Here is a 23,637-nt window from a genome sequence, read left to right on the forward strand (position 1 = left end):
CGCGTCGCTGCTCCCCGCGGGGCACGATGGGGCCATGGCACTTCGGATCGGGATTGTCGGCTACGGCGGAGCGGGCAGGCAAATTCACGCTCGACTGGCGCGAGCTGCGGGTATGTCGGTAACGGCGGTCGTCGCGCGCGACCCCGGACGGCGCGTCCAGGCGGCCGGCGACTGGCCGGGCGCGCGGCTGTTCAACGACCTGACGACGATGCTCGCGGAGCCCGGGCTCTACGACCTCGTGGTCATCGCGAGCCCCTCCTCGCTGCACGCCGAGCACGCGAACGCCGTCTCCGTGGCGGGCAAGCCCTTCGTGCTGGACAAGCCCATCGCGACGACGGCGGCCGAGGCGCGCCGGGTGGTGAGCGCCGCGTCGTCGTCGGGCACGCCGTTCACCGTGTTCCACAACCGGCGCTGGGACCCGGAGCAGCTCACGCTCAAGGCGCTGCTGGACCGTGGTGACCTCGGCAAGGTGCACACCTTCGAGCGGCACTGGGAGCGCTGGCGGCCCAAGCCGCAGCAGCGGTGGAAGGAGAACGACACCGTGGGCGGCGGGCTCCTGCTCGACCTCGGCCCGCACCTCGTCGACTCGGCCACCCAGCTGTTCGGGCCGGTCGTGTCCGTGTACGCCGAGACCCGCGCGCTCTCGACGCCCACCGAGGACGACGTCTTCCTCGTGCTGCACCATGCCGCGCCGGGCACGAAGCCCGGGGTGGTCCCGGGCCGCGCGGCGGCCGCCGACGTCCTGTTCGGCGTCGAGCCGCCGGCCAAGGGCGTGGTCTCGCGGCTCTGGGCCGGCTCCCTGGTCGGCGCGCCCGGACCCCGCACGCGCGTGCTGGGGGACGGCGGCGCGTACGTGGTCAACTCGTTCGAGGGCGACGCCTCGCCGTTCGACGTGCTCGACGACGACCAGCCCGACGGCACCCACGGCTGGCTCACCCGCGGCCGGGAGCGCACCGCCGTGCCGCAGCCCCGCGGCGGGCACGAGGACTTCTATTCGGCCGTGGCCGAATGGCTCGCCGGCGAGGCCGACGTGCCGGTCGACCCGGCCGACGCCGTGCGCACGGCGGAGGTGCTGGACGCGGCCCGGATCTCGGCCAAGGAAGGACGCCTCGTCGACGTCTGACGCAAACGTTCGCGCAGGTCCTGGCGCGGCGCCGACGGCGCACCCAGGTACGGCCAAAGGGGTCCGGCGGTCACCCGCCGGGCCCTTTGTCGTTTCCAGGAGTTCACCCACAGGGCTCACGATTCGGCAAATCCTGTGGATAAAGAGCGGGCTCCGATTCACGGAGTTCTCATGAACGGGTGCACTACATCGAATCCGCGGAACTGGTCCGCGTAGCCGTCCCGACGGACGCTGCGTCTCGGGACCTTCTGGTGCGCCGCCTGGACACCCTCGCGACACTGGACCACCCCCATCTCGTGCCGCTCATCGCGATCTCGCCGAACGGACCGGACAACCTCGATGTCCGGCTGTCGCGGACGGGCGCGGTCGACCTGCCCACCGCCGTCGGCTCCCGTGGCCCCCTGACCGCCGCCGAGGGCGCGGGCATCACCGTCGCCGTCGCGCAGGCCCTGGCCGCGCTGCACAGCGTGGGCCTGGTCCACGGCGGCGTGCGGCCCACCGACGTGCTGCTCCGCAGCGACGGCAGCGCCGTGCTCCGCCCCCGCGTGACGCTGCCCGACCACAGCGACGACCCCGTCGACGTGACCTCGCTGGCCACGCTCGTCGAGTCCGTGCTGGGCTTCCCCGGCCCGAGCCTGGACGCCAAGGCCGACCAGGCGCTGCGGTCCGTTCTGGCCCGCGCCCGCGCTGAGGACCCGCGCGACCGGCCCGAGCCGGGCACGCTCGCGGCGCTCGCCAACGACGCCGTGCGGCCCGTGCCCGTGCGGCTCCCGGACGGCTCGGCGCTCGTCTCGGCCGCCATCAGCGGCCCGGTGCCCCTCGCCGGCCACGTGCCGCTCGGGGCGCACACGCCGTCGGCGTGGCGCTCGGCCGCCCGGACCCTCACGGGGTCCATCGCCGCCGTCGACGCCCGCACCTGGGCGGCCACCGCCCGCCGCCGGGCGACACTGCCGGTCACCGGCCGCGGAGCCGGCACCCGGCCGGGCGCCAAGGCCGTCGAACCGCGCACCACCGTGGGCACCGTGCTCGCTTCCGTGATGATCGCGGCCGGCGTCGTCGCGGGGATCTCCGCGGGCGTCACCGCGATCCCCGAGGCCTTCGGCGGCGAGGAGCCCGCGGTCGCGGCGCCGTCGCCCGAGTCCTCGGCCCCCGTGTGGGGCGGCATCAACCCGGTGAGCAACGCCAAGGACCCGGCGGGTGCCGCGGTCGAGCTGACCGAGCGTCGCCTGGCTCTGCTGGCGGGCGCCGTGTCCGACATCAGCATGGTCAACCTCGAGGGGTCGCCGGCCTACCTGGCAGACCAGCAGGTTCTCGAGGAGCTCAAGCAGAACAAGGCCCAGGTGGTCGGCGCCTCCGCGGAGATCCGCTCCACCGAGGTCGTGACGCAGGGCCCGGGTGCCGCGTCGGCCGTGCAGAGCGCGACCACGACGTCGAACAAGACGACCCAGACGTCGGACTCCGGCGAGAGCAAGGCGTCGGACAAGCGGGCGCCGATCGAGGCGGTCGTCCGGATCGAGTACACGATCACGGCCCACATCCAGGTGTCCGACAGCGGTCAGACGGCCGTGCCCGCCTCGAAGGAGTCGGCGGACCTGACCCTGGTCTGGACCCCGGGCGGCTGGCGGGTCAGCGAGGTCCGCTGACCCGGTCAGCTGTCGGCAAGATCGGCTGTCGACAGAGCGGACGGCGCTAGGCGCCGGTGGCCGGGCGGCCCGCTACCCAGCGGGCCGCCGCCTCCGGGTCGGCGTGCGTCCAGGTGAACCCCGTGCGGTTCAGCACGGCGGGCACCACGCGCTGCGAGGCGATCAGGTCGTCGGCGAGCTGCCCGAGCGCGATCCGTAGCGCGAACCGGGGCACCGCCAGCCCCGCCGGACGCGACAGTGCCCGGGCGAGCGCGCGGGTCAGCTCCCGGTTGGTGGTGGGCTCGGGCGCGACGGCGTTCACGGGCCCGCGGACGTTCGCGTCGATGACGTGCCGGACGGCCGCGACCTCGTCGGCCAGCGTGATCCAGCTCCACCACTGCCGGCCGCTGCCGAGCGGCCCGCCCACGCCCAGGCGCAGGAGCGGCAGCATCCGGCCGAGCGCCCCGCCCGACGGCGCGAGCACGATGCCGCTGCGCAGCCAGACCACCCGCGCGCCGGCCTCCGCGGCGGGGGCCGTGGCGTTCTCCCACGCCTTGACCAGGTGGGCGAGGAAGTCGTCCCCGCGCTCCGACGCCTCGGTCAGCAGCTCGTCCCCGCGGTCCCCGTACGCCCCGACCGCGGAGGCGTTGACCAGCACCGGCGGCCCGTCCAGCCGCGCGATCGTGCGAGCCAGCAGGCTCGTGGTGGTGGTGCGGGAGCCCAGGAGCTTCTGCTTGTAGGCCGGGGTCCAGCGGTGGTCGCCGATCCCGGCCCCGGCCAGGTTCACGACGGCGCCCGCGCCCTCCAGCGCGGCCGGGTCGAGCTCCCCGGTCCGCGGGTCCCAGGGCACCTGCCGGACGGCGGCGTCGTCCCCGGCGGGAGTCGCCCCGGCGGCCGAGCCGTTGTCAGCCTCCGCGCCCCGGCGCACCAGGCGGCGCACACCGTGACCCCGCTCCACGAGGTCCGCGACCAGCGCGGAACCGACGAGACCGTGGGACCCGGCCACCACTACGTCCATCCCGCGAATCTAGCCTGCCCGGCACTCCTCCCGTCGTCTCCGGGAAGGGCCACGGCTGCCCCCGGGAACGACCGTGGCCGGCCCCGGAGCGGGACCGGCCACAGCGTTCTACCTGCTGGTCGACGTCGGGCGCGCGAGGCTACCCGGCCGACCCGGAGGCCTTGGTCAGAGGCCGACCTCGGCCTCGAACGCGCCCTCTTCGATACGGTTCTTGATCGCGGTGAGGAAGCGCGCGGCGTCCGCACCGTCGACCAGGCGGTGGTCGTAGGACAGGAAGATGTACGACATCGAGCGCACCGCGATGCTCTCGTTGCCCTCGGCGTCGGTCACCACGACCGGGCGCTTGGTGATGGTGCCCGTGCCCAGGATGGCGGCGTGGCCCAGCGGCACGATCGGCGTGTCGATGAGCGAGCCGCCCGAGCCGGTGTTCGTGATGTTGAACGTGCTGCCCGAGAGTTCGTCCGGCGTGACCTTGTTGGCCCGGGTGCGCGCACCCAGGTCCTGGATCTGCCGGGCGATGCCGGCGAGGTTCAGGTCGCCCGCGTTCTTGATGACCGGGACCACCAGGCCGCGCTCGGTGTCGACGGCGATGCCGACGTTCTCCGAGCCGTGGTAGGTGATCTCGCCCTTCTCGGTGTCGATCGTGGCGTTGATCTTCGGGTACGCCTTGAGCGCCTCGACGGCGGCCTGCGTGAAGAACGGCAGGAACGTCAGCTTGGCACCCTCGCGAGCGGCGAAGGACTCCTTGGCCTTGGCCCGGAGCTTCGCGACGCGCGTGACGTCGACCTCCATGACCGTGGTCAGCTGGGCCTGCGTCTGCACGGCCTCGAGCATGCGCTCGGCGACGATCTTGCGCAGGCGCGACATCTTCTCGGTGGTGCCACGCAGCGGCGACACCTCGAGCTTGGCCGCGGGGGCCTTGGCGGCAGCGGGCGCGGCGGCAGCGGCGGGGGCCGGAGCGGCCTTCGCCTCGGCCGCGGCGAGCACGTCCTCCTTGCGGATGCGACCACCGACGCCGGTACCCGTCACCGTGGCGACGTCGACGCCCTTCTCCGCGGCGAGCTTGCGCACGAGCGGGGTCAGGTACGAGCCGGCGGTGCGACCAGCGGCAGCGGCGGGAGCCGGCGCGGCCGGGGCCGGGGCAGCGGGCGCCGGGGCGGCCGGAGCCGGAGCGGCCGGGGCGGGCGCGGCCGGAGCCGGAGCCGCCGGAGCGGGGGAGGCGGCCTCGGCCGGGGCCGGGGAGTCCGCGGCCGGGTCCGGCACCGGGGTGGCCTCGGCCGGAGCCTCGGTCTTCGGCGCCTCGGGGGCCGGAGCTGCCGGGGCCTCGGCCGCCGGAGCGGCGGCGCCGGAGCCGACGCGGGCCAGGATGGCGCCGACCTCGACGGTCTCGTCCTCCTTGACCAGGATCTCCTGGAGCTTGCCGGCGACCGGCGACGGGATCTCGGTGTCGACCTTGTCGGTCGAGACCTCGAGGAGCGGCTCGTCGACGGCGACGTCGTCACCGACCTCCTTGAGCCAGCGCGTCACGGTGCCCTCGGTGACCGACTCGCCCAGGGCGGGCAGCGGCACGTCGGTGCCGCCACCGGCCGGAGCCGGAGCGGCGGCGGGCGCGGGGGCCTCGGCGGCGGGCGCCTCGGCGGGCGTGGCCTCGGCCGGCTGAGCCGGCTCGGGCTCGGCCGCGGGAGCCTCCTCGGCGGGAGCTTCCGCAGCGGCGGGCTCGGCCGCGGGCGCCGCCGGGGCGGCACCGGAGCCGGAGCCGTCACCGATGACGGCGAGGGTCGCGCCGACCTCCACGGTGTCGTCCTCCTGGACGAGGATCTGCTCGAGGACGCCGGCGATCGGCGACGGGATCTCGGTGTCGACCTTGTCGGTCGACACCTCGAGCAGCGGCTCGTCGACGGCGACCTCGTCGCCGACAGCCTTGAGCCAGCGGGTGACAGTGCCCTCGGTGACGGATTCGCCGAGGGCCGGCAGCTGCACGTTCTCAGACATGACCTGTGAGGTCTCCTTTGTCGTTATGGTCAGTTGTGGGCGTGCAGAGGCTTGCCGGCCAGTGCCATGTGTGCCTCTCCGAGTGCCTCGTTCTGGGTGGGATGTGCGTGGACGAGCGAGGCGACGTCCTCAGGGAACGCCTCCCAGCCCACGATGAGCTGGCCCTCGCCGATCAGCTCGCCCACACGCGAGCCGATCAGGTGCATACCGACCACGGGTCCGTCCTTGCGGCGCACCAGCTTGGCGAAGCCCTGGGTACCCAGGATCTTGCTCTTGCCGTTGCCCGCGAGGTTGTACTCGATGGTCTCCACCTGGTCCGGACCGTACAGCTCGGCGGCCTTCGCCTCGGTGACGCCTACCGACGCCACCTCCGGCTCGCAGTAGGTGACGCGCGGGATCGCCGCCTCGTCGATCGGCGCGGGCGACTGGCCCGCGATCTGCTCGGCCACGTAGATGCCCTGCGCGAACCCGCGATGGGCGAGCTGCAGGCCCGGCACGATGTCGCCGACCGCCCAGACCTGCCCGCCTGCCGGCGTGGTGACGCCGGTGCGGAGCAGCTCGTCGGTCAGGACGAAACCGCGGTCGACGCGCACGCCGGCGGCCTCGTACCCGAGGTCGGCGGTCCGCGCGCCGCGTCCGACGGCGACGAGCAGCAGCTCGGCGTCGAACGTGGCGCCCGACTCGAGCTCGACCTTCACGCCGTCGTCGGACTGCTTGACCTGGGCGAAGCGGTCGCCCAGGGAGAACTTGATGCCGCGCTTGCGGAACGCGCGCTCCAGCGCCTTCGAGAGCGCGACGTCCTCGTTCGGCACGAGGTGGGGCAGCGCCTCGACGATCTGCACGTCGGCGCCGAAGGACTTCCAGACGCTCGCGAACTCCACGCCGATCACGCCGCCGCCGAGCACCACCACGGACTTCGGCACGGTGTCCAGCGTGAGCGCCTGGTCGGAGGTGATGACGCGGCCGCCGAGGTCGAGGCCCGGCAGGCTCCGGGCGTACGAACCGGTTGCGAGCACCACGTGGGTGCCGGTGTAGGCGGTCTTCGTGCCGTCCGCGGCGGTGACCTCGACGACGCCTGGGGAGGCGAGCGTGCCGTGCCCCTCGACGACGGTGATCTTCCGGGAGGCGATCAGCCCCTGCAGGCCCTTGTACAGGCCCGCGACCACGGAGTCCTTGTAGGCGAGCACGCCGGGCATGTCGATGCCGTCCAGCGAGGTGCGGACGCCGAACTGCGCGCCGTGCGCGGCGGCGTCGGCCACCTCGGCCGCGTGCAGGAGCGCCTTGGTGGGCACGCAGCCCACGTGCAGGCAGGTCCCGCCGAGCTTGTCCTTCTCCACGAGGGCCACGCTCTGGCCCAGCTGCGCGGCGCGGAGGGCGGCCGCGTAGCCGCCGCTTCCCCCACCGAGCACGACGACGTCGTACGTGTCCGGGTTGTCATGCGTAGGCAAGTGCTGGCTCCTCATGGATGGCGGAGGTGACTGCGTCTGCTGCGCGGGTTGGCGCCGCAAGCCATCTTGACACTTCAGCGGGCGTGGCCCCAATCGTGCACCCCGTCTGTCGGGTGTGACCGTGGCGACATTGACGCAAATGACGCCGTTGTGAAAAGGCGGGCGGCTCCGGAAGTGCGAGTTTCCTGCGATGTGCGTGGAGATGCCTAGGACACTGCCGCTCTCGCTAGTACCCTCGGTGCATGCCCCGCCAGTCTCGTAGCTCGCTCGCGCGTTTCTTCCAGCGACGCTCCACGCCCGGCGGCGGCGCGCGCCCGACCAGCAACGACGCGCGTCGCCAGACCCTGGCACACCTCGGTGAGTTCATCTCCTCGCGGGTCGGCGTCGAGGCCTACGTGGAGCCGCCGACCACCGACATCCCCAGCACCATCCTGCTCGTGGCCAGCACGGGGGAGTGGACGCGCCGCCGAGTGCCCGACGAGCGCACCGCCTTCGACATCGCGAACCAGCTCGGGGTGCCCGTGTACAACGTGCGGTTCACCGGCTACCCGCAGCGGATGCGCGACTGGAACAGCGCCCAGCGCAAGAAGTGATCCCGCCGAGGTAGAACTCCGGCGAGAGAGAACTCCAGCGAGGTAGAACTCCAGCGAGGTAGAACCAGAGCGAGGTAGAACCCTGGCGAGGCAGCTTCGGCCGCCTCGCCAGGGTTCTACCTCGCTGGAGTTCTACCTCGCCACAACTTCGCCGTGGTTCTACTTCGCGGGAGCGGCCGCCGCGGCCGCCGCGCGGCCCTCGACGAAGCTCAGCAGCGTGCGCACGCCCACGCCGGTGCCGCCGCCGGAGGTGTACCCGTGCGCGCCGCCCTCGTTGAAGGCCGGCCCGGCGATGTCCAGGTGGGCCCACGGGTGGTCGCCCACGAAGGTCTGCAGGAACAGGCCGGCGTTGAGCATGCCGCCCCACCGCGGGCCGGAGTTGGCGACGTCGGCCACCTTGGACTTGATGTTCGACTTGAGCTCCTCGGGGAGCGGCATCGGCCAGAACAGCTCGCCCGAGGCGTCGGCGGCGGCCTTGACCTCGTCGCGCACCGCGTCGGTGCCCATGACGGCGGACGTGCGGTTGCCGAGCGCCACCATCTGCGCGCCGGTGAGCGTCGCGATGTCGAGCACCACGTCGTGGCCGTCCTCGACGGCGGAGACCAGGCCGTCCGCCATGACGATGCGGCCCTCGGCGTCGGTGTTCAGCACCTCGACGGTCTTGCCGCCGTAGATGGTGATGACGTCGGCGGGGCGCTGCGCGTTGCCGCCCGGCATGTTCTCCGCGAGGCAGAGGTAGCCGGTGACGGCGACCGGCAGGTTCAGCTTGGCCGCGGCGACCACCGTGGACAGGACGGCGGCGGCGCCGGCCATGTCGGACTTCATGGCCTCCATGCCGGCGGCGGGCTTGATCGAGATGCCGCCCGAGTCGAACGTTATGCCCTTGCCCACGAGCGCCACCTTGGCGGTCGGCTTGGCCGGCGTGTAGGCGACCTTGACGAGGCGCGGGCCGCGGGACGAGCCCTGGCCCACGGCGGTGAGCCCGCCGTAGCCGCCCGAGGCGAGCTGCTTGTCGTCCAGCACCGTCACCTTGAGGTGCTTGACGTCCTTGGCCGCGGCCTTGGCGGCGTCGGCGAAGGTGGCCGGGTAGAGCTCGTTGGGCGCGGTGTTGACCAGGTCACGCGTGGCGTGCACGGCCGCGGCGAGGATCTCGGCGCGCTCGGCGGCGAGCTTGGCCTTCGCGTTCTTGTGCAGCGGGGTGAGGATCTCGATCGCGGCGACCGGGTCCTTGCCGTTCCGGGCGCCGTTCTTGGCGTCCTTGGCGTCCTTCGCCCCGTCCTTCGTGGCCTTGCCCGAGGTCCGGTAGCGGTTGAACGCGTAGGCGCCCAGCAGCGCGCCCTCGGTGACGGCGGTGATCTCCGCGTCGTCGGAGGCGGGCAGCGCGATGGCGGCGGAGGAGAGGCCCGCGAGCTCGCGGGTCGCGGCACCGGCGGCACGGCGCAGGGTCTCCGCGGTGAACGTGCCGTCCTCGGTGCGCTCGCCCAGGCCGGTCAGCACCAGGACGTCGGCGGCGAGCTTGTCGCCGGCCGGGATCTTGCGGACCTCGTCGCGCGCACCCGTGACGCCGAGCTGCGGGGCGAGCGTCTCGAGCTGCGTGAGCAGGTCGGTGGGGAGCTGGTCGGACACGACGGCTACGCCGTCCGACGTCTGGGCGGTCGCCACCACGAGCGCTTCGGCCTTCACGGCGGTGGGATTCTTGCTGGAGAGGGTCACGTCGGTCACGCAGCCGATCGTATCCCGCACCTCTGACCGCCGGTCCGTGAGCGGGGGAACGGCCTGCCTACCGGCCCTGGACGGGCCGATCGAGGCGCAGGTCACGCGCGATCCGATTGCCGGTGGGCCGGTGCCGCCCGGTAGTCTGCGGACGTGATCCTTGGCCTCCTGCTCCTCGTGGTCGCGCTCTGCGTGGCCCTGGCCGGGTGGGCCGGCTGGTTCGTCGCCCGCGACCGCGCCGTGATCCTGAACCAGCTGTGGGGCGGCGCCGCGATCGAGGTCCTGCTGCTCGTGCAGGGTGTCGTCGCGATCGTGCAGGGCGCGGGCGGTGGCGGGGCGAGCGACCCGCTGCTGTTCTGGGGCTACTTCGCCACGACCCTGGTGATCCTGCCGGTCGCCGCCGCGTGGGCCTTCGCCGAGCGCACCAGGTGGAGCTCGGTCGTGCTGCTCGTGGCGTCCCTGACGGTGGCGTTCCTGGAGTGGCGCATGTGGCAGATCTGGATGGGGGCGTGATGACAGATCCGACGGAACCGACCGGACCGGCTGGACCGACGGGGCCGAGCGAGAGGACGGCCGCACGGCGGACCGGGCGGGGCTTCGGCCGCGTGCTGGTGACCGTGTACGGCATCCTGGCGTTCGCCGCCCTGGGCCGGTCGTCCTACGAGCTCGTCGTGAAGTTCGGCGAGGCCCCCGTGGCCTACACGCTCTCGACCCTGGCGGCCGCGGTGTACGTGGTCGCCACCTTCGCGCTCGCGATCGGCACGCCCGCCTGGCGCGTGACCGCTTGGATCACCGTCGGGATCGAGGCGGTGGGCGTCGTCACGATCGGCGCCCTGTCGCTGGCCGACCCCGGCGTGTTCGGGGAGTCGACCGTCTGGTCCGGGTTCGGCCAGGGCTACGGCTACGTGCCGCTGGTCCTGCCGTTCGTCGGGCTGTGGTGGCTGTGGCGGACGTCGCGCAGCACGTCCGAGGAGAGGACCGCATGAGCTGGCCGTACTCGTTGTTGTTCAACGGCATCTTCCGCCGGATGGACCCGGAGCGGGCCCACGAGCTCGCGTTCTCGATGATCGAGCGCGCCGGCAAGGTGCCGGTGCTCCGGGACGTCGCGCAGGGGGCGCTGGCCCCGTACCTCGGCCAGCGCGCCGGCGGCCCGGGCAGCGTGCGCCTCTTCGGCCGCGTGGTGCCGGCGCCGTTCGGCCTGGCCGGCGGGTTCGACAAGAACGCCCGCGCGATCCGGGGCCTGACGATGCTCGGCTTCGGGTTCGTCGAGATCGGCACCGTCACCGCCCGCCCGCAGCCCGGGAACGAGAAGCCGCGCATGTGGCGCGAGCTCGACGTGCGGGGCGTGCGCAACCGGATGGGCTTCAACAACGAGGGCGCGGCGGCCGCCGCCGAGCGCCTGCGGGCGCTGCGGAGCACCGCCGCGGGCCGCGCGATCGTCGTCGGCGCCAACATCGGCAAGTCCAAGGTGACGCCGCCGGAGTTCGCGGCGGGTGACTACGCGACGTCGGCCCGGCTGCTCGCCCCCTGGGCGGACTACCTGGTGGTCAACGTCTCGTCCCCGAACACGCCGGGCCTGCGCGACCTGCAGGCGACCGAGTCGCTGCGGCCCATCCTGGAGGCCGTCCGCGCCGCCGCCGACGAGGCCACGGTCGGCACGGCCGCCGGCCGCGGCACCGGGCGGCGCGTGCCGCTCCTGGTCAAGATCGCGCCCGACCTCGCGAACGACGACGTCGACGCCGTCGCCGACCTCGTGCTGGAGCTGGGCCTGGACGGCGTCGTCGCGGTCAACACCACCATCGGGCACGACCGCGGCCCGGGCGGCCTGTCCGGCCCGCCGCTGCTGGGTCGGGGCATCGAGGTCGTCGCGCGCCTGCGGGAGCGCCTCGGCACCGGACCCGTCATCATCGGCGTGGGCGGCATCACCCGGGCCGACGACGTCCGCGCGTACCTGCGCGCGGGCGCCGACCTGACCCAGGGGTACACGTCGTTCGTCTACGAGGGGCCGCTGTGGGCGTCGGAGATCAACCGCGCCCTGACCCGTTCGGCGGGCTCCACGGCAAGTGGGAGGTACGAGTGATCCGTCCGCAGTGGGAGTGGGCCCTGGACGACGCCGAGGGGCGTCGCCTGACCGAGCCCGTCACGCCCGTCTTCACCGCGCAGTACGACGCCGAGCAGTGGCTCGGCGAGCACTGGCGCGAGCTCGCGGCCGTCGGCGCCGTGCAGGCGAGCCTGCTGCACGACGGCACGCAGGCGGCGCCGGGCGTGGAGCTGCGAACCCACTGAGGCTCGCCCGGAGCCGTGCCAGGGGCGCGGTCAGTGCCTCGCCCTGCCCGACGGCGCCACCCGCGCCCAGGCCCGGGCCAGCCGCGGCACGGCGTCGGCCAGCTCGGCGGGCGACCGCGTGAAGGTGAGCCGCACGCGGGACGCCGCGCCGGTGCTGTCGGGGCTGAAGATCGGCCCGGCCGCGACCAGGGCGCCCTCGGCGGCCGCCGCCGCGGCGAACGCCTGCGCGACGGGCCGGCCCAGGTCGGCCCAGCAGAACAGCCCGCCCTGCGGCGTCGGCACGTCCCACGGGAACGCCTCGCGGAGCCGGCCGACCAGCAGGTCCCGCCGTTCGCGCAGCATGCGCCGCCGGCCTGCCATGACCTCCTCGTGGCGCCCGAGCAGCTCGACCACGGCGAGCTGCTCCAGCACCGCCGTCGCGATGTCCGCGGACTGCCGCGCCCGCGCGAGGTGCGAGATCACCTGCGGGTGCGCCCGGACCCAGCCGACCCGCAGGCCGCCCCAGAACGCCTTGGACGCAGACCCCACCGACACGACGTGCGGCGACGTGCCGTCCCCGGCGAAGGCAGGCGGCATCGGCTGGTCCGACAGGTTGAGCTCGACGAGCGTCTCGTCCCCGACCACCGTGACGCCGAACCGGTCGGCGATCTCCCGGACCGCGGCGCGCTCGTCGGCGGACAGCACGAACCCCGTCGGGTTCTGGAAGTCCGGCACCAGGTACACCAGGCGCGGCTGGGCGCGCCGCACCGTGGAGGCCAGCAGGTCGACGTCGAGCGGCCCCGTGGGCACGCCGACCACCCGGCCCCCGGCGTCGCGCATGGACTCCATGGCGTGGAAGTAGGTGGGCGACTCCACGACCGCGCGGTCGCCCGGCCGCAGGTGGGTGTGCGCCAGCAGGGCGATCGCCTGCTGCGCGCCCGTGGTCACGAGGATGTGGTCGGCCGTGGTCGGCACGCCGCGCTCGCGGTAGCGCGCGGCGACCGCCTCGCGCAGCGGCGCGAGCCCGTGCGGCTCGTACCCGCCGGAGTCGAGGTAGGCCGGCAGCCGCTCCAGGGCGCGGGCGAAGGCCTCGTGCAGCTCGGGCGGGGCGGGCGGCGTGGCCTGCCACAGGTCCAGGTGCCCGACGCCGGACGTGGCACCCGCCGGCGTCGCCGCCCGCAGGGCGTCGTCGGGCACGGGGGCGTCGCCGCCGGCCGGGCGGCCGGGAGCAGGCTCGGCGCTGCGCTGCGGCAGCGTGGCGACCGTGCCCGACCCGACACGGCTCACCGCGAAGCCCAGCTCGCGCAGCCGCGCGTACGCGCCCGACGTCGTGGTGCGCGACACCCGCAGCGTGGCGGCGAGCTCGCGCTCGCTGGGCAGGCGGGTGTTGGGCGCGAGCGTGCCGGACAGGACGGCGGCCCGCAGGGCGTCGGCGAGGGCGATGTACGCCGGCCCGCCCGCGTGCCACGCACCCAGCAGCCGGGCGGTCGTGGCGGGGGAGAGCTGGCGCAGCACGGTCGGGGTCGCGGCGGACATAGGGGCCACTCTTGCGCGATTGGCCCTGGATGACAAGGCCAATGGTCCCGCACCATGAGGGCATGACGACGACCACCGGCCGCCCGGCCGAGCCCGCCCCCGACCTCTCGGCCGACGCCGCGGCCGGCACCACCCCCGTCCTGACGCCCACGCCCGCACCGCTCCTCGCGGCAGCTGTGGAGGGCGGCGTCGAGCCCGCTCCCGCACCCGAGGCCGCGCCCGTCCTGATGCGCCCCTGGCGCCGCGGCGTGCAGCTCCTGCTCGGCCTGGTGGGCTTCGGCGTCGCGACCGCGATGATGCTGCACTCGGGCCAGGGCGCGATGCCGTGGGCGGTCCTGGACCAGGGCATCGTGGACCGGACCGGGCTGGCGTACGGCTGGGTGGTCCTCGGCGTCGGGCTGCTGGTCATGCTCGCGTGGATCCCGCTGCGCCAGAAGCCGGGGATCGGCACGATCGCCAACATCATCGTGATCAGCCTCGTCATCGACCCGGCCCTGTGGGTGCTCGAACGGCTGCTGCCGCACCCGGGGCTCCCGGTCGGCATCGCGCTGGCGCTGGGTGGCACCGTGCTGCTCGGGGTGAGCACCGCGGCCTACGTGGGCGCCCGCCTCGGGCCGGGCCCGCGCGACGGTCTGATGACCGGGATCGTGCAGCGCACCGGCTGGCCCGTGTGGCTGGTCAAGACCGCGATCGAGGTCACGGTGGTCGTGGTCGGAGTGCTGCTGGGTGGCACTTTCGGCTGGGCCACGGTGGTGTTCGCCTTCGGCGTCGGCCCGGTGGTGCAGGTGGCCGCGCGGTGGCTCGCGCCGACGGGCCTGACCGACCGGCACTGAGGTCTGGCACCGGCCGCACGGTTTTGCTGGCGCGAGGAGGGTCCGCCCCGCACCATGATGACCATGACCAGCGAAGACGTCCTGACGCGTCCCGGCATCCGCACGCTGCTGCCCGGGTGGACCGCCCGGATCGCCTTCGGCGCGTTCCTGCTCGCGGTCGTGGTCCGGCTGACGGGCGACGTGGAGCCGTGGGGCGACGGCGGCGTCACGGCTCCGGTCGTGGCCCAGCTCCTGCTGCTACCGCTGCTGGCGCTGACGCTGTGGGCGGCGTCGCGGCCCGGTGCAGCCGGGGGCGCGACGGGAACGGCCGCCGCCGGCAGGCGGCCGCGGCCCGTCGCCCTGACCCTCGTGGCGCTGGCCCTGGGCTACCTGGGAGACGCCGTGGTCACGCGCACCCTGTTGCCCGGGGTGTGGGACGTGCTGCTGGGCGGCATGGAGCTCGAGGGGGTCATCTACGCCCCCATGCTCGTCATCGCCCTGCTCGCGCTGTCCCTGGTGGTCCAGACGTTCGCGATCCGAGGGTGGCTCGGCAGCGGGCGCCTGTTCCGCCTGACCACCGCGGCCTGCTGGGTCGTCGGCGGCGCGGCCGTCGTCGTCCTGATCTCCGGGGTGGCCCACCTGGACGTCGGCGAGTACGTGGTGGGTGCGGTCACGGCCTGCGCCGCCTGGTGCGTCGCGGTGGCGTTCCTGACCGTGGCGGCCTGGCGGGTCGACCGCCTCGCGGGCATCGGTGCCCTGCTGGTCGTGGCGGCGGCCGCGTTCCTGCCCGTCGGGCTGTTCGTCGGCGAGGCCGGCATCTACGTGTTCGCCCTCCGGCTGACGCCCGTGGTCTACGTCGCGGGGCAGGCCCTGCTGGCCGCGGGGGTGCTGCGAGGTCTGCACCGCACTCCGCACCCCGCCGTGTAACCAGGGGGTCGATTCGATTCGAAGGCCTGGCATAGGGTGCCTTCATGGTCAACTATCGGTACCTCGGTAACAGTGGTCTCAAGATCTCCGAGATCACGTACGGCAACTGGCTCACCCACGGCTCGCAGGTCGAGAACGACGTCGCCTCGGCGTGCGTCCGGGCCGCCCTCGACGCCGGTATCACCACCTTCGACACCGCCGACGTGTACGCCAACACCGTCGCGGAGCAGGTCCTCGGCGACGCGCTGCAGGGCGAGCGCCGCGAGTCCCTCGAGATCTTCACCAAGGTGTACTGGCCCACCGGGCCCAAGGGCCCCAACGACACGGGCCTGTCGCGCAAGCACATCCTGGAGTCGATCAACGGCTCGCTGACGCGCCTCGGTACCGACTACGTCGACCTGTACCAGGCCCACCGCTACGACGTGGAGACCCCCCTCGAGGAGACGATGCAGGCGTTCGCCGACGTCGTCCGCCAGGGCAAGGCCCTCTACATCGGCGTCTCCGAGTGGACCGCCGACCAGATCCGCGCCGGCGCCGCGCTCGCCAAGGACCTGGGCTTCCAGCTCATCTCCTCGCAGCCGCAGTACTCGATGCTGTGGCGCGTCATCGAGGACGAGGTCGTCCCCGCCTCCAAGGAGGTCGGCGTCTCGCAGATCGTGTGGTCGCCCATGGCCCAGGGCGTCCTGTCCGGCAAGTACCTGCCGGGCCAGGCCGCGCCGGCCGGCTCGCGCGCCACGGACCAGAAGGGCGGCGCCCAGACGATCAGCCGCTTCATGAGCGACGAGACCCTGACCGCCGTGCAGAACCTCAAGCCGGTCGCCGACGAGCTGGGCCTGTCCATGGCGCAGCTCGCCGTGGCCTGGGTGCTGCAGAACGACAACGTGGCGGCCGCGCTCGTGGGCGCCTCCCGCCCCGAGCAGGTCGCGGAGAACGTCAAGGCCTCGGGTGTGACCATCCCGGCCGAGCTGATGAAGCAGATCGACGAGGCCCTGACCGGCGTCGTCGAGCGGGACCCGGCCAAGACGCTCGAGGGCATGCCCAAGAAGCGCCTGGCCTGACACCACGCACCGAAGACCTGTGGCGAGGCGGAACCGTCCGGTTCCGCCCCCCCACAGGTCTTCGGGTGTCAGTCCCGGGTCACTCCGGGTAGTTGCCGCGCTTCTTGCTCATCGGCTTGGGCAGCCGCGACCGGCGCAGCTGGTAGGCGCGGGTCACCGTGTACATCACCAGGCCGCGCGGCACCTCGCCGAACTTGGCCGTCAGCCGCTTCTTCAGCGACCGCCACAGCAGCCACACGTCCACGATCGTCAGGAACAGGAACCCGTACAGGCCGAGCATCACGAAGATGCTGAGCTGCGGGTACTGCTGCGTGAAGAACGTCGCGAACAGGAAGATGAACGCGACCGGCAGGAAGAACTCGCCCAGGTTCCAGCGCGCGTCGACGAAGTCGCGCACGTACCGGCGCACCGGGCCCTTGTCCTTGGCCGGCATGTACCGCTCGTCACCGGTCTGCATCGCCTGGTAGGCGCGCTCCCGGTCGACGCGGGACTTCTCACGCTGCGCCTTGCGCGCCGCCCGGCGGTCGTCCGGGACCAGCGGGCGCTTGTTGGCGGCCTGCGCGACGTTGCGCTTGGGCGTGGGGCGGCCCTTGCCGGCGGCGGTCTGGGCCGCGTCGGACGTCGGCGTCACCTCGTCGGGGGAGTCGCCCACGGGGGTCACGCCGTCTGGTGTCGAAGTCTTGCTGCGGGAGAACACCCTCCCAGCCTAATCGCTCCCGGCGGCGGCCGGTTCCGAGCCGTTAACGTGGGGGCGTGACCACCGATACCACCGCGGCCCTCCGGGCCCGCGTCACCGAGCAGTTCCCCGCCCTCCAGGCAGACCTCGAGGCGCTCGTGCGCATCCCCAGCGTCTCGGCCGCCGCGTTCGACCAGCAGCACGTGGCCGCCAGCGCCGCCGCCACCGCACAGCTCCTGCGCGACGCCGGCCTGCCGGACGTCCAGATCCTGTCCGCGCCCCGCCCCGACGGCACGCCGGGTGCGCCCGCCGTCGTCGCCCGCCGCCCCGCCCCCGAGGGCGCGCCGACCGTGCTGCTGTACGCGCACCACGACGTGCAGCCCCCGGGCGACCCGGCCACCTGGGACACCGACCCGTTCGAGCCCACGCAGGTGGGCGAGCGCCTCTTCGGGCGCGGCGCGGCCGACGACAAGGCGGGCATCGTGGCCCACCTCGGCGCCCTGCGCGCCCTCGGCCTGCCCGACGGCGCCGACCTGCCCGTGGGCGTCACCGTCTTCCTCGAGGGCGAGGAGGAGTCGGGCTCGCCGTCGTTCCGCGCCTTCCTGGAGACCTACCGCGACCTGCTCGCCGCCGACGTCATCGTCGTGGCCGACTCCACCAACTGGAAGGTGGGCGTCCCCGCCCTGACCACGTCGCTGCGCGGCCTGGTCGACGGCGAGATCGAGCTGCGCGTCCTGGACCACGCCGTGCACTCCGGCATGTTCGGCGGCGCCGTGCTCGACGCGGTCACCCTGATGTCCCGCCTCGTGGCGACCTTCCACGACGACGCCGGCGACGTCGCCATCGAGGGCCTGGTCACCGCGCCCGAGCCCGAGGTCGACTACGACGAGGCCGCGTTCCGCGCCGACTCCTCGCTGCTCGACGGCGTGGCGCTCGCCGGTACCGGCACCCTGTCGGGGCGGCTGTGGTCCAAGCCCGCGCTGTCCGTGATCGGCATGGACGTCACCTCGGTGGCCGAGGCGTCCAACACGATCGCGCCGCGCTGCACCGCCAAGATCTCGCTGCGGCTCGCCCCCGGCCAGGACCCGGCGGCGGCCGACGCGGCGCTGGCCGCGCACGTGGCGAAGCACGCTCCGTTCGGCGTGCAGGCCGCGTGGCGGTCGGGCGAGCAGGGCAAGCCGTTCCTCGCCCCCGGCGACACGGCGGCCATGCGGGCGGCGCGTGCCGCCTTCACCGAGGCGTGGGGCACCGCGCCGGTCGACGTCGGCGTGGGCGGGTCCATCCCGTTCATCGCGGACCTGCTCGAGGTGTTCCCCGACGCCGCGATCCTCGTGACCGGCGTCGAGGACCCCGACTCGCGGGCGCACGGCGCCAACGAGTCGGTGCACCTGGGCGAGCTGCAGAACGTGGTCCTGGCCGAGGCGCTGCTGCTCACCAAGGTGGGCGAGGGGCTCTAGCCCCTCCCGGTCAGCTCGTGGTCGAGGGCTCGCGCGGTGCCACGTCCATCGCGCGGGCCCAGGCCGCGACGTCCTCGGGAAGCTCGGGGGAGGGCAGGTCCGCGCCGGTCGCGTCCCGGACCACCTCGAGGGCGGAGATCCGGTTGCCCTTGCGGTCCAGGAACCGGCTGGCGACGATTCCGCGGGCGTACAGCTTGTCCCCGCGCGTGAACACCTGCTCCAGGTAGAAGACGCGCTCGTCCCAGCCGAGGATCCGCGTGGTGATCTCGAACCGGTCGAACGGCTGCAGGGACCGCCGGTACTTCATGGTCGAGGCCGCGACCACGGGGGCCCAGCCCTTCTCCTTGGCGACCGGGAACATGCCGAGGTCGGCGATCTGGTTGTTCCGGGCGACGTCCATCATCTGCAGGTACGTGCCGTTGTTGACGTGCAGGTACGAGTCGAGGTCCAGGGGGCCGACGCGCATCCGGGTGACCGAGGGGTCGAGCAGGGTCTGTCCGGGGCGGGCCTTGCGCGGGAAGAGTCCGGTCCAGGTGAGCTGGAGCATGCGAGCCATGCGCCCGAGGTTATACCGAGAACCGGCAGTACTAGATACCTTGTCCGGACTGCGTCGGCGGGTGCTGGATCGCTCTGCGCACCGACCGCCCCACGGCCGGCGTCTCCAGGCGTTCGACCAGGTGGAGTGCCATGTCGATGCCGGAGGAGACGCCCGCCGAGGTGATCACGTCGCCGTCGTCCACGTACCGCGCCTCGGTGTCCACGAGCACGCTCGGGTCCAGGTCGGTCAGCTCGTCGTAGTGCTCGTGGTGCGTGGTGGCGGGCCGGCCCGCGAGCAGCCCGGCGGCCGCGAGCGGCAGGGCGCCCGTGCAGACGCTCGCCATGATCGGCGTCTGCCTGCGGATCTGGCGCAGCCACTCCAGGTGCCCCGGCTCGGCCAGCAGCGGCCGCGTGCCGAGCCCGCCCGGGTAGACCAGCACGTGCAGCGGACCGACGTCGTCCGCGCCGTGCGCCGGCAGGATTCGCAGGCCCTTGGCGAGGCGCACGCCGGCGCCGTCCCAGGAGAACGTGCTCACGGTCGGCCGCAGCTGGGAGTGGGACCCCCACTCCGCGAAGACCTCGAAGGGCCCGACGACGTCGAGCTCCTCCGCCCCGTCGAAGACGAAGATCCCGATGCGCAGCCCGCCGTTGCCGCTCACACGCTCAGCCCGGTCAGATTCCGGGAAGGGCCAGCATCTGGTCGAGCGCGACCCGCGCCCAGTGGGCGTCGTCGGCGTCCACGACGATCCGGTTGACCATGCGCCCCTCGACGAGCGACTCCATGGCCCACACGAGGTGCGGCAGGTCGATGCGGTTCATGGTCGAGCAGAAGCACACCGTCGAGTCGAGGTAGTGCACCTGCTTGTCCGGGTGCGCCCGCGCGACCCGGCGCACCAGGTTCAGCTCAGTGCCGATGGCCCACGCGGAACCCGGCTCGGCCGCCTCGAGCTGCTTGATGATGTACTCGGTCGAGCCCACGTAGTCGGCCGCCGTGACGACCTCGTGCTTGCACTCGGGGTGCACCATCACATTGACGCCGGGCACTGCCGCGCGGATGTCGGTGACGTTCTGCTCCGAGAAGCGCCCGTGCACCGAGCAGTGGCCGCGCCACAGGATCATCCGCGCGTCGCGCAGCTCCTGGTCGGTCAGCCCGCCGTTCGGCTTGCGCGGGTCGAAGACCACGCACTCGTCCAGCGACATCGCGAGCTCGAGGACCGCGGTGTTGCGGCCCAGGTGCTGGTCGGGCAGGAACAGCACCTTTCCGGTGCCGTCGACGCCGCCCACCTGGTCGAACGCCCAGCGCAGCGCGACCTCCGCGTTGGAGGAGGTGCACACCGTGCCGCCGTGGCGCCCGGTGAACGCCTTGATGGCGGCCGACGAGTTCATGTAGGTGACGGGGATCGTGGAGTCCGCGATGCCGACGTCCTGCAGCACGGCCCAGGCCTCCTCGACCTGGCCGATCGCGGCCATGTCGGCCATCGAGCAGCCGGCCGCGAGGTCCGGCAGCACGACCTGCTGCTGGTCGGAGGTCAGGATGTCCGCGCTCTCGGCCATGAAGTGCACGCCGCAGAACAGGATGAACTCCGCCTCCGGGCGGGCGGCCGCCTCGCGGGCGAGCTTGAAGGAGTCACCGGTGACGTCGGCGAAGTCGATGACCTCGTCGCGCTGGTAGTGGTGACCCAGGACGAACGCGCGGCTGCCGAGGGCGGCCCGTGCGGCGCGCGCCCGGTCGACGAGGTCGGGGTCGCTCGGCGCGGGCAGCTCGCCCGTGCACTCCACGCCGCGCTCGGAGGCCAGGTCACGCCCCTGGCCGAGCAGCAGCAACGGGGACGAGGCGGGCTCGGAGAAGCCGGAGTATTCAGCCAGCAGGGTGCTCACGGTCACCATCATGACACGCGGTGGTGACACTCAGTCAGGACGGTGCCACGATGCCTCTCGTGCACGTGCTGCTGCTTGCCGAGACCCTGCCCGACGCCGAGCGACTCGCCGCCGCGTGGCTCGCCGCCGCCCCGCACGCGACCACCGAGGCGCGCGAGTTCCGCGTGCCCGGCCTCGTCACCGCGCCCCCGGCTCGGCCGGTGCACGACGACGGCGCCGCCCGGGGCGTGCTCCTGGCGGGGCCGGCGATCCCGGTGGGCCGGCCTGCCGCCGTCGGGGCGCAGGACGCCGGGCCCGCGCACCCGGGGCCCGCCGCGCCCGGGCCCGCCCCGTCCGCGCTGCCGCGGGCGGAGGGTGCGGAGCTGGCCGACGTCGCCGGACGCGCCGACGTCGTCGTGGCGTACGTCACGCGGCTGGACGGCGAGGGGCTGCACAAGGGGGTGGTCGTGGAGGCGGCGGCGGCCGCCGCGCCGCACGCGGTGCCGGTGGTGGTGGTCACGGGCCGCAGCGAGGTGAGCAGGCGGGAGTGGTCCACGGCGGGCCTGAGCGGGGTGCACGAGGTGGCCGGCGACGACCTCGCCCGCGTGGCCCGGACGTGGTCGCCGGGCTGGGCGCGCTGAGGGCGCGGAGGCCGACGCGCATCCCGGACGGTGATGGGATCCGGCGGGACGTGGGCGTACGATCTGAGAACAGACCGGCAAGCGGGAACAGACGGACCAGCCGATGGGTTGGCAACGTTCAAGGATCGACTACCGGTATGTCGAACACGATCGGGAGATGACATGACCGACACCACCACGGACATCGCTACCCACGGCGTCAACGTCACCGACGTCGCCGCGGGCAAGGTCCGTAGCCTGCTCGAGCAGGAGGGCCGCGACGACCTGCGCCTTCGCGTCGCGGTGCAGCCGGGTGGCTGCTCCGGGCTGATCTACCAGCTCTACTTCGACGAGCGGGTGCTCGACGGGGACGCTCTGCGCGACTACGACGGCGTCGAGGTCGTCGTGGACAAGATGAGCGTGCCGTACCTCGAGGGCGCCACGATCGACTTCAAGGACACCATCGAGCAGCAGGGCTTCACGATCGACAACCCGAACGCCGGCAGCGCATGCGCCTGCGGCGGGTCGTTCTCCTGATCGCAGCCTCCCGCTGAGCGACGTTCTCGGCACGACGGGCCGGTCACCATCACGGTGACCGGCCCGTCGTCGTCCCCGGGTGCCTCCCGACGTCGCCCGGGCCTGGTTCGCGTGGGGCCGTCTTCTCCTTTGAGGCCTAAGTTTCTTCGCTTTGGGGCTGTCCAAAGCGAAGAAACTTAGGCCTCAAAGGGGAGAGGCGCGCGTCAGCCGAGCCGGACCGTGACGGCCCAGCCGTCCCAGTCCTCGTCGCGCGAACCCCCGGCCCGGTGCTCCCGGGTTCCCACGTGCTCGTGGCCGCGCATGCGGCACCAGGCGGGCACGTCGTGCTTGGCGGCCGGGTCGGTCGACAGGACCGTCAGCTCGGTGCCCGCCGGCAGGTCCTTCGCGGCCGCGGCGAGCCGGATCACGGGCAGCGGGCAGCGCAGCCCGCGAGCGTCCACCAGCGTGTCAGACACACAGGTCACTCTAGTGACCTGTGTGTCTGACACCTGCGAGAGGTCACAGGCCGCCGACGCCCAACATCTCCCGGACCCGCGCCACGGCACCGGGCAGCACCGCGAGGAACCGCTCGACCTCGTCGGCCGTCGTGGACCGGTCCAGGGCGATCCGCACGTTGCCGTGCGTGAGCACGCCCATCGCCGCGAGCACGTGCGACGGCTCCAGCGTGCTCGCGGTGCACGCCGACCCGGAGCCGACGGCGAACCCGTGCCGGTCCAGCTCCGTGACCAGCGCCTCGCCGTCCACGTAGAGGAACGAGAAGGTCGCGACGTGGGGGAGACGCCCGTCCGGGTCGCCCACCACCTCGACGTCGGGGATGCGGGCCACCTCGGCGCGCACGCGCTCCACGAGCGCCCGGCGCCGCGCCTCCTGCGCCACCCGGTCGGACTCCACGGCCTGCAGGGCCACCGCGGCCGCGAACGCGAGCGGCACGCTGACGCCGCCCGGGGCCCACGGGTCCTCGTCCTCGGGCCCGACGGGCACGGTCCGCACCCGCTGCCGGACGGCGAGCACGCCGATCCCCGCGGGGCCGCCCCAGTCGGCCGGGTCGGCGGCGAGCAGGTCCCAGGCGTCGGGCACCGCCACGTGCCCGACGCTCGCCCCGGCGTCGACCAGCAGGGGGACGCCGGCCGCGCGGGCGGCGTCGTGCACGGCCCCGACCGGCTGGAGAGTGCCCACCTCGCCGTTCGCGTGCTGCAGGGCGGCCAGCGCGACCCCGGGGGCCCGGACGGCGACGGCCATCGCCTCGGCGTCGACCCGCCCGAACCGGTCGACGGGAACGGGGCCGGGCGCCTCGGCGGTCCCATCAGAACCGCCCGTCCCGGCCACGCCGCCCGCACCAGCCGAGCCGCCCCCGGCCAGCCGCGCCGCGTGCAGCACCGCGGCACGTTCGACGGCACCGACCACGACGGCGGAGCCGGCGCGCCGTCGGGCCGCGGCGGCCGACGCGACCGCCGCGTGCAGCGAGGCGGTGTGGCCCGGCGTGAGGTGGACCTCCTGGGTCCGGGCGCCGAGCACCGCGGCGATCGCCTCGCGCGCGGCGTCGAGCAGCCGGGCCGCGCGGCGGCCCTCGGCGTGCAGCCGGCGCGGGTCGGCCCAGCCGTCGGCCAGGGACTGTTCGAACGCCTGCCGGGCGAGCGGGTGCCAGGGCGCGCGGCCGCCGTTGTCGAGGTACACCCGGCCGGGGGTGGTGGACCTGGCCGGGTCGGCCGGGGTGGCGTGGCTCACACGTCCTCCTGCTGCTGGGTGCGGGTCCGCGGGGGCGGTCCGCAAGGGTCTGACGCGGGTCTGACGAGGGTCTGATCCGGGGTTCGGACGGCGGTTCGCGGCGTGCCTCCGCCGTCGTCCT

Annotated in this window: 24 protein-coding genes; 13 read left to right on the plus strand and 11 right to left on the minus strand. The window is 73.7% G+C overall.

What is annotated here, in order from left to right; translation table 11 throughout:
• Window positions 1–34: 34 nt before the first annotated feature.
• Both H291_RS0107035 and H291_RS0107040 read left to right on the plus strand, forming a co-directional pair.
• Window positions 35–1,123: a Gfo/Idh/MocA family oxidoreductase gene (locus H291_RS0107035; RefSeq protein WP_033325785.1), complete on the plus strand. Its 1,089-nt coding sequence runs from the start codon at window positions 35–37 to the stop codon at window positions 1,121–1,123.
• 251 nt (window positions 1,124–1,374) lie between these two features.
• On the plus strand, window positions 1,375–2,766 hold the full coding sequence (locus H291_RS0107040; protein ID WP_020014274.1) for a hypothetical protein: 1,392 nt from the start codon (window positions 1,375–1,377) through the stop codon (window positions 2,764–2,766).
• Between the two features lie 46 nt (window positions 2,767–2,812).
• On the opposite strand, the gene H291_RS0107045 is transcribed toward H291_RS0107040, so the two are convergent.
• The 3 genes from H291_RS0107045 to lpdA form a co-directional block, all read right to left on the minus strand.
• A complete protein-coding gene (locus H291_RS0107045; RefSeq protein WP_033325787.1) occupies window positions 2,813–3,763 on the minus strand; it encodes a TIGR01777 family oxidoreductase in 951 nt (316 codons plus the stop codon).
• Window positions 3,764–3,928: 165 nt separating this feature from the next.
• Window positions 3,929–5,755 carry a 2-oxoglutarate dehydrogenase, E2 component, dihydrolipoamide succinyltransferase gene (gene sucB / locus H291_RS0107050; protein WP_020014276.1) on the minus strand — a complete coding sequence of 609 codons (1,827 nt, stop codon included), beginning with the start codon at window positions 5,753–5,755 and terminating at the stop codon, window positions 3,929–3,931.
• Between the two features lie 29 nt (window positions 5,756–5,784).
• Complete coding sequence (gene lpdA, locus H291_RS0107055; RefSeq protein WP_051109389.1) at window positions 5,785–7,218, minus strand: dihydrolipoyl dehydrogenase; 1,434 nt, start codon at window positions 7,216–7,218, stop codon at window positions 5,785–5,787.
• A 227-nt stretch (window positions 7,219–7,445) separates the two neighbouring features.
• On the opposite strand from lpdA, the gene H291_RS0107060 reads away from it, so the two are divergent.
• Complete coding sequence (locus H291_RS0107060) at window positions 7,446–7,796, plus strand: hypothetical protein (RefSeq protein WP_020014278.1); 351 nt, start codon at window positions 7,446–7,448, stop codon at window positions 7,794–7,796.
• Between the two features lie 159 nt (window positions 7,797–7,955).
• On the opposite strand, the gene H291_RS0107065 is transcribed toward H291_RS0107060, so the two are convergent.
• Window positions 7,956–9,518 carry a leucyl aminopeptidase gene (locus H291_RS0107065; protein ID WP_020014279.1) on the minus strand — a complete coding sequence of 521 codons (1,563 nt, stop codon included), beginning with the start codon at window positions 9,516–9,518 and terminating at the stop codon, window positions 7,956–7,958.
• Window positions 9,519–9,662: 144 nt separating this feature from the next.
• Here H291_RS0107065 and H291_RS0107070 point away from each other — a divergent pair, with 144 nt between their 5' ends.
• Genes H291_RS0107070 through H291_RS0107085 form a run of 4 tightly spaced genes read left to right on the plus strand, consistent with a single transcriptional unit; the run spans window position 9,663 to window position 11,795 of the window.
• Window positions 9,663–10,022 (plus strand): hypothetical protein, encoded by a 360-nt coding sequence (locus tag H291_RS0107070; protein WP_020014280.1) that lies wholly within the window; start codon window positions 9,663–9,665, stop codon window positions 10,020–10,022.
• A complete protein-coding gene (locus H291_RS29025) occupies window positions 10,022–10,495 on the plus strand; it encodes a hypothetical protein (RefSeq protein WP_157236757.1) in 474 nt (157 codons plus the stop codon). The genes H291_RS0107070 and H291_RS29025 overlap by 1 nt, the downstream gene beginning before the upstream one ends.
• Complete coding sequence (locus tag H291_RS0107080; protein ID WP_020014282.1) at window positions 10,492–11,589, plus strand: quinone-dependent dihydroorotate dehydrogenase; 1,098 nt, start codon at window positions 10,492–10,494, stop codon at window positions 11,587–11,589. The genes H291_RS29025 and H291_RS0107080 overlap by 4 nt, the downstream gene beginning before the upstream one ends.
• Window positions 11,586–11,795 carry a hypothetical protein gene (locus H291_RS0107085; protein ID WP_020014283.1) on the plus strand — a complete coding sequence of 70 codons (210 nt, stop codon included), beginning with the start codon at window positions 11,586–11,588 and terminating at the stop codon, window positions 11,793–11,795. Before H291_RS0107080 ends, H291_RS0107085 begins: the two co-directional genes overlap by 4 nt.
• 30 nt (window positions 11,796–11,825) lie before the next feature.
• On the opposite strand, the gene yczR is transcribed toward H291_RS0107085, so the two are convergent.
• Window positions 11,826–13,310, minus strand: coding sequence for a MocR-like transcription factor YczR (gene yczR, locus H291_RS0107090; RefSeq protein WP_020014284.1), 1,485 nt, complete (start codon window positions 13,308–13,310; stop codon window positions 11,826–11,828).
• A 62-nt stretch (window positions 13,311–13,372) separates the two neighbouring features.
• On the opposite strand from yczR, the gene yczE reads away from it, so the two are divergent.
• The 3 genes from yczE (at window position 13,373) to H291_RS0107105 (ending at window position 16,107) form a co-directional block, all read left to right on the plus strand.
• Window positions 13,373–14,143 (plus strand): membrane protein YczE, encoded by a 771-nt coding sequence (yczE, locus tag H291_RS29030; protein WP_020014285.1) that lies wholly within the window; start codon window positions 13,373–13,375, stop codon window positions 14,141–14,143.
• A gap of 63 nt (window positions 14,144–14,206) precedes the next feature.
• Window positions 14,207–15,049 (plus strand): hypothetical protein, encoded by an 843-nt coding sequence (locus tag H291_RS0107100; protein ID WP_157236758.1) that lies wholly within the window; start codon window positions 14,207–14,209, stop codon window positions 15,047–15,049.
• Window positions 15,050–15,093: 44 nt separating this feature from the next.
• Entirely contained in the window at window positions 15,094–16,107 is a 1,014-nt protein-coding gene (locus H291_RS0107105; protein ID WP_020014287.1) for an aldo/keto reductase family protein, read from the plus strand.
• A 79-nt stretch (window positions 16,108–16,186) separates the two neighbouring features.
• Here the strand turns inward: H291_RS0107105 and H291_RS0107110 are convergent, their stop codons facing one another.
• The gene (locus H291_RS0107110) at window positions 16,187–16,804 is read right to left on the minus strand and encodes a DUF3043 domain-containing protein (RefSeq protein WP_026365495.1); all 618 of its coding nucleotides are present in this window, start codon (window positions 16,802–16,804) and stop codon (window positions 16,187–16,189) included.
• A 56-nt stretch (window positions 16,805–16,860) separates the two neighbouring features.
• On the opposite strand from H291_RS0107110, the gene H291_RS0107115 reads away from it, so the two are divergent.
• The gene (locus tag H291_RS0107115; RefSeq protein WP_020014289.1) at window positions 16,861–18,240 is read left to right on the plus strand and encodes a dipeptidase; all 1,380 of its coding nucleotides are present in this window, start codon (window positions 16,861–16,863) and stop codon (window positions 18,238–18,240) included.
• Window positions 18,241–18,250: 10 nt separating this feature from the next.
• Here the strand turns inward: H291_RS0107115 and H291_RS0107120 are convergent, their stop codons facing one another.
• From H291_RS0107120 to nadA, 3 genes are read right to left on the minus strand one after another with little or no spacing between them, the layout of a single operon-like run.
• Window positions 18,251–18,796, minus strand: coding sequence for an acyl-CoA thioesterase (locus tag H291_RS0107120; protein WP_033325791.1), 546 nt, complete (start codon window positions 18,794–18,796; stop codon window positions 18,251–18,253).
• A 31-nt stretch (window positions 18,797–18,827) separates the two neighbouring features.
• Window positions 18,828–19,436 carry a DJ-1/PfpI family protein gene (locus H291_RS0107125; RefSeq protein ID WP_020014291.1) on the minus strand — a complete coding sequence of 203 codons (609 nt, stop codon included), beginning with the start codon at window positions 19,434–19,436 and terminating at the stop codon, window positions 18,828–18,830.
• Between the two features lie 13 nt (window positions 19,437–19,449).
• Window positions 19,450–20,664 (minus strand): quinolinate synthase NadA, encoded by a 1,215-nt coding sequence (nadA, locus tag H291_RS0107130; RefSeq protein WP_121384534.1) that lies wholly within the window; start codon window positions 20,662–20,664, stop codon window positions 19,450–19,452.
• Between the two features lie 41 nt (window positions 20,665–20,705).
• Here nadA and H291_RS0107135 point away from each other — a divergent pair, with 41 nt between their 5' ends.
• Together H291_RS0107135 and erpA are read left to right on the plus strand one after the other, a co-directional pair.
• Entirely contained in the window at window positions 20,706–21,275 is a 570-nt protein-coding gene (locus H291_RS0107135; protein ID WP_157236759.1) for a hypothetical protein, read from the plus strand.
• A 162-nt stretch (window positions 21,276–21,437) separates the two neighbouring features.
• The gene (gene erpA, locus H291_RS0107140; RefSeq protein ID WP_020014294.1) at window positions 21,438–21,791 is read left to right on the plus strand and encodes an iron-sulfur cluster insertion protein ErpA; all 354 of its coding nucleotides are present in this window, start codon (window positions 21,438–21,440) and stop codon (window positions 21,789–21,791) included.
• A 203-nt stretch (window positions 21,792–21,994) separates the two neighbouring features.
• Here erpA and H291_RS33695 read toward each other — a convergent pair whose 3' ends face one another.
• Together H291_RS33695 and H291_RS0107150 are read right to left on the minus strand one after the other, a co-directional pair.
• On the minus strand, window positions 21,995–22,246 hold the full coding sequence (locus H291_RS33695) for a sulfurtransferase TusA family protein (RefSeq protein ID WP_020014295.1): 252 nt from the start codon (window positions 22,244–22,246) through the stop codon (window positions 21,995–21,997).
• A gap of 43 nt (window positions 22,247–22,289) precedes the next feature.
• Window positions 22,290–23,516 (minus strand): cysteine desulfurase family protein, encoded by a 1,227-nt coding sequence (locus tag H291_RS0107150; protein WP_020014296.1) that lies wholly within the window; start codon window positions 23,514–23,516, stop codon window positions 22,290–22,292.
• Window positions 23,517–23,637: the final 121 nt, after the last annotated feature.

The organism is Promicromonospora sukumoe 327MFSha3.1 (assembly GCF_000385135.1).
GTDB lineage: Bacteria > Actinomycetota > Actinomycetes > Actinomycetales > Cellulomonadaceae > Promicromonospora > Promicromonospora sukumoe_B.

Excerpts from the sequence above, each read along its gene's own strand:
- H291_RS0107035 (WP_033325785.1), top strand. The coding sequence starts at position 35 with ATGGCACTTCGGATCGGGATTGTCGGCTACGGCGGAGCGGGCAGGCAA.
- H291_RS0107045 (WP_033325787.1), bottom strand. The coding sequence starts at position 3,763 with ATGGACGTAGTGGTGGCCGGGTCCCACGGTCTCGTCGGTTCCGCGCTG.
- sucB (WP_020014276.1), bottom strand. The coding sequence starts at position 5,755 with ATGTCTGAGAACGTGCAGCTGCCGGCCCTCGGCGAATCCGTCACCGAG.
- lpdA (WP_051109389.1), bottom strand. The coding sequence starts at position 7,218 with ATGAGGAGCCAGCACTTGCCTACGCATGACAACCCGGACACGTACGAC.
- H291_RS0107060 (WP_020014278.1), top strand. The coding sequence starts at position 7,446 with ATGCCCCGCCAGTCTCGTAGCTCGCTCGCGCGTTTCTTCCAGCGACGC.
- H291_RS29025 (WP_157236757.1), top strand. The coding sequence starts at position 10,022 with ATGACAGATCCGACGGAACCGACCGGACCGGCTGGACCGACGGGGCCG.
- H291_RS0107080 (WP_020014282.1), top strand. The coding sequence starts at position 10,492 with ATGAGCTGGCCGTACTCGTTGTTGTTCAACGGCATCTTCCGCCGGATG.
- yczR (WP_020014284.1), bottom strand. The coding sequence starts at position 13,310 with ATGTCCGCCGCGACCCCGACCGTGCTGCGCCAGCTCTCCCCCGCCACG.
- yczE (WP_020014285.1), top strand. The coding sequence starts at position 13,373 with ATGACGACGACCACCGGCCGCCCGGCCGAGCCCGCCCCCGACCTCTCG.
- H291_RS0107100 (WP_157236758.1), top strand. The coding sequence starts at position 14,207 with ATGACCAGCGAAGACGTCCTGACGCGTCCCGGCATCCGCACGCTGCTG.
- H291_RS0107105 (WP_020014287.1), top strand. The coding sequence starts at position 15,094 with ATGGTCAACTATCGGTACCTCGGTAACAGTGGTCTCAAGATCTCCGAG.
- H291_RS0107120 (WP_033325791.1), bottom strand. The coding sequence starts at position 18,796 with ATGGCTCGCATGCTCCAGCTCACCTGGACCGGACTCTTCCCGCGCAAG.
- nadA (WP_121384534.1), bottom strand. The coding sequence starts at position 20,664 with ATGGTGACCGTGAGCACCCTGCTGGCTGAATACTCCGGCTTCTCCGAG.
- H291_RS0107135 (WP_157236759.1), top strand. The coding sequence starts at position 20,706 with ATGCCTCTCGTGCACGTGCTGCTGCTTGCCGAGACCCTGCCCGACGCC.
- erpA (WP_020014294.1), top strand. The coding sequence starts at position 21,438 with ATGACCGACACCACCACGGACATCGCTACCCACGGCGTCAACGTCACC.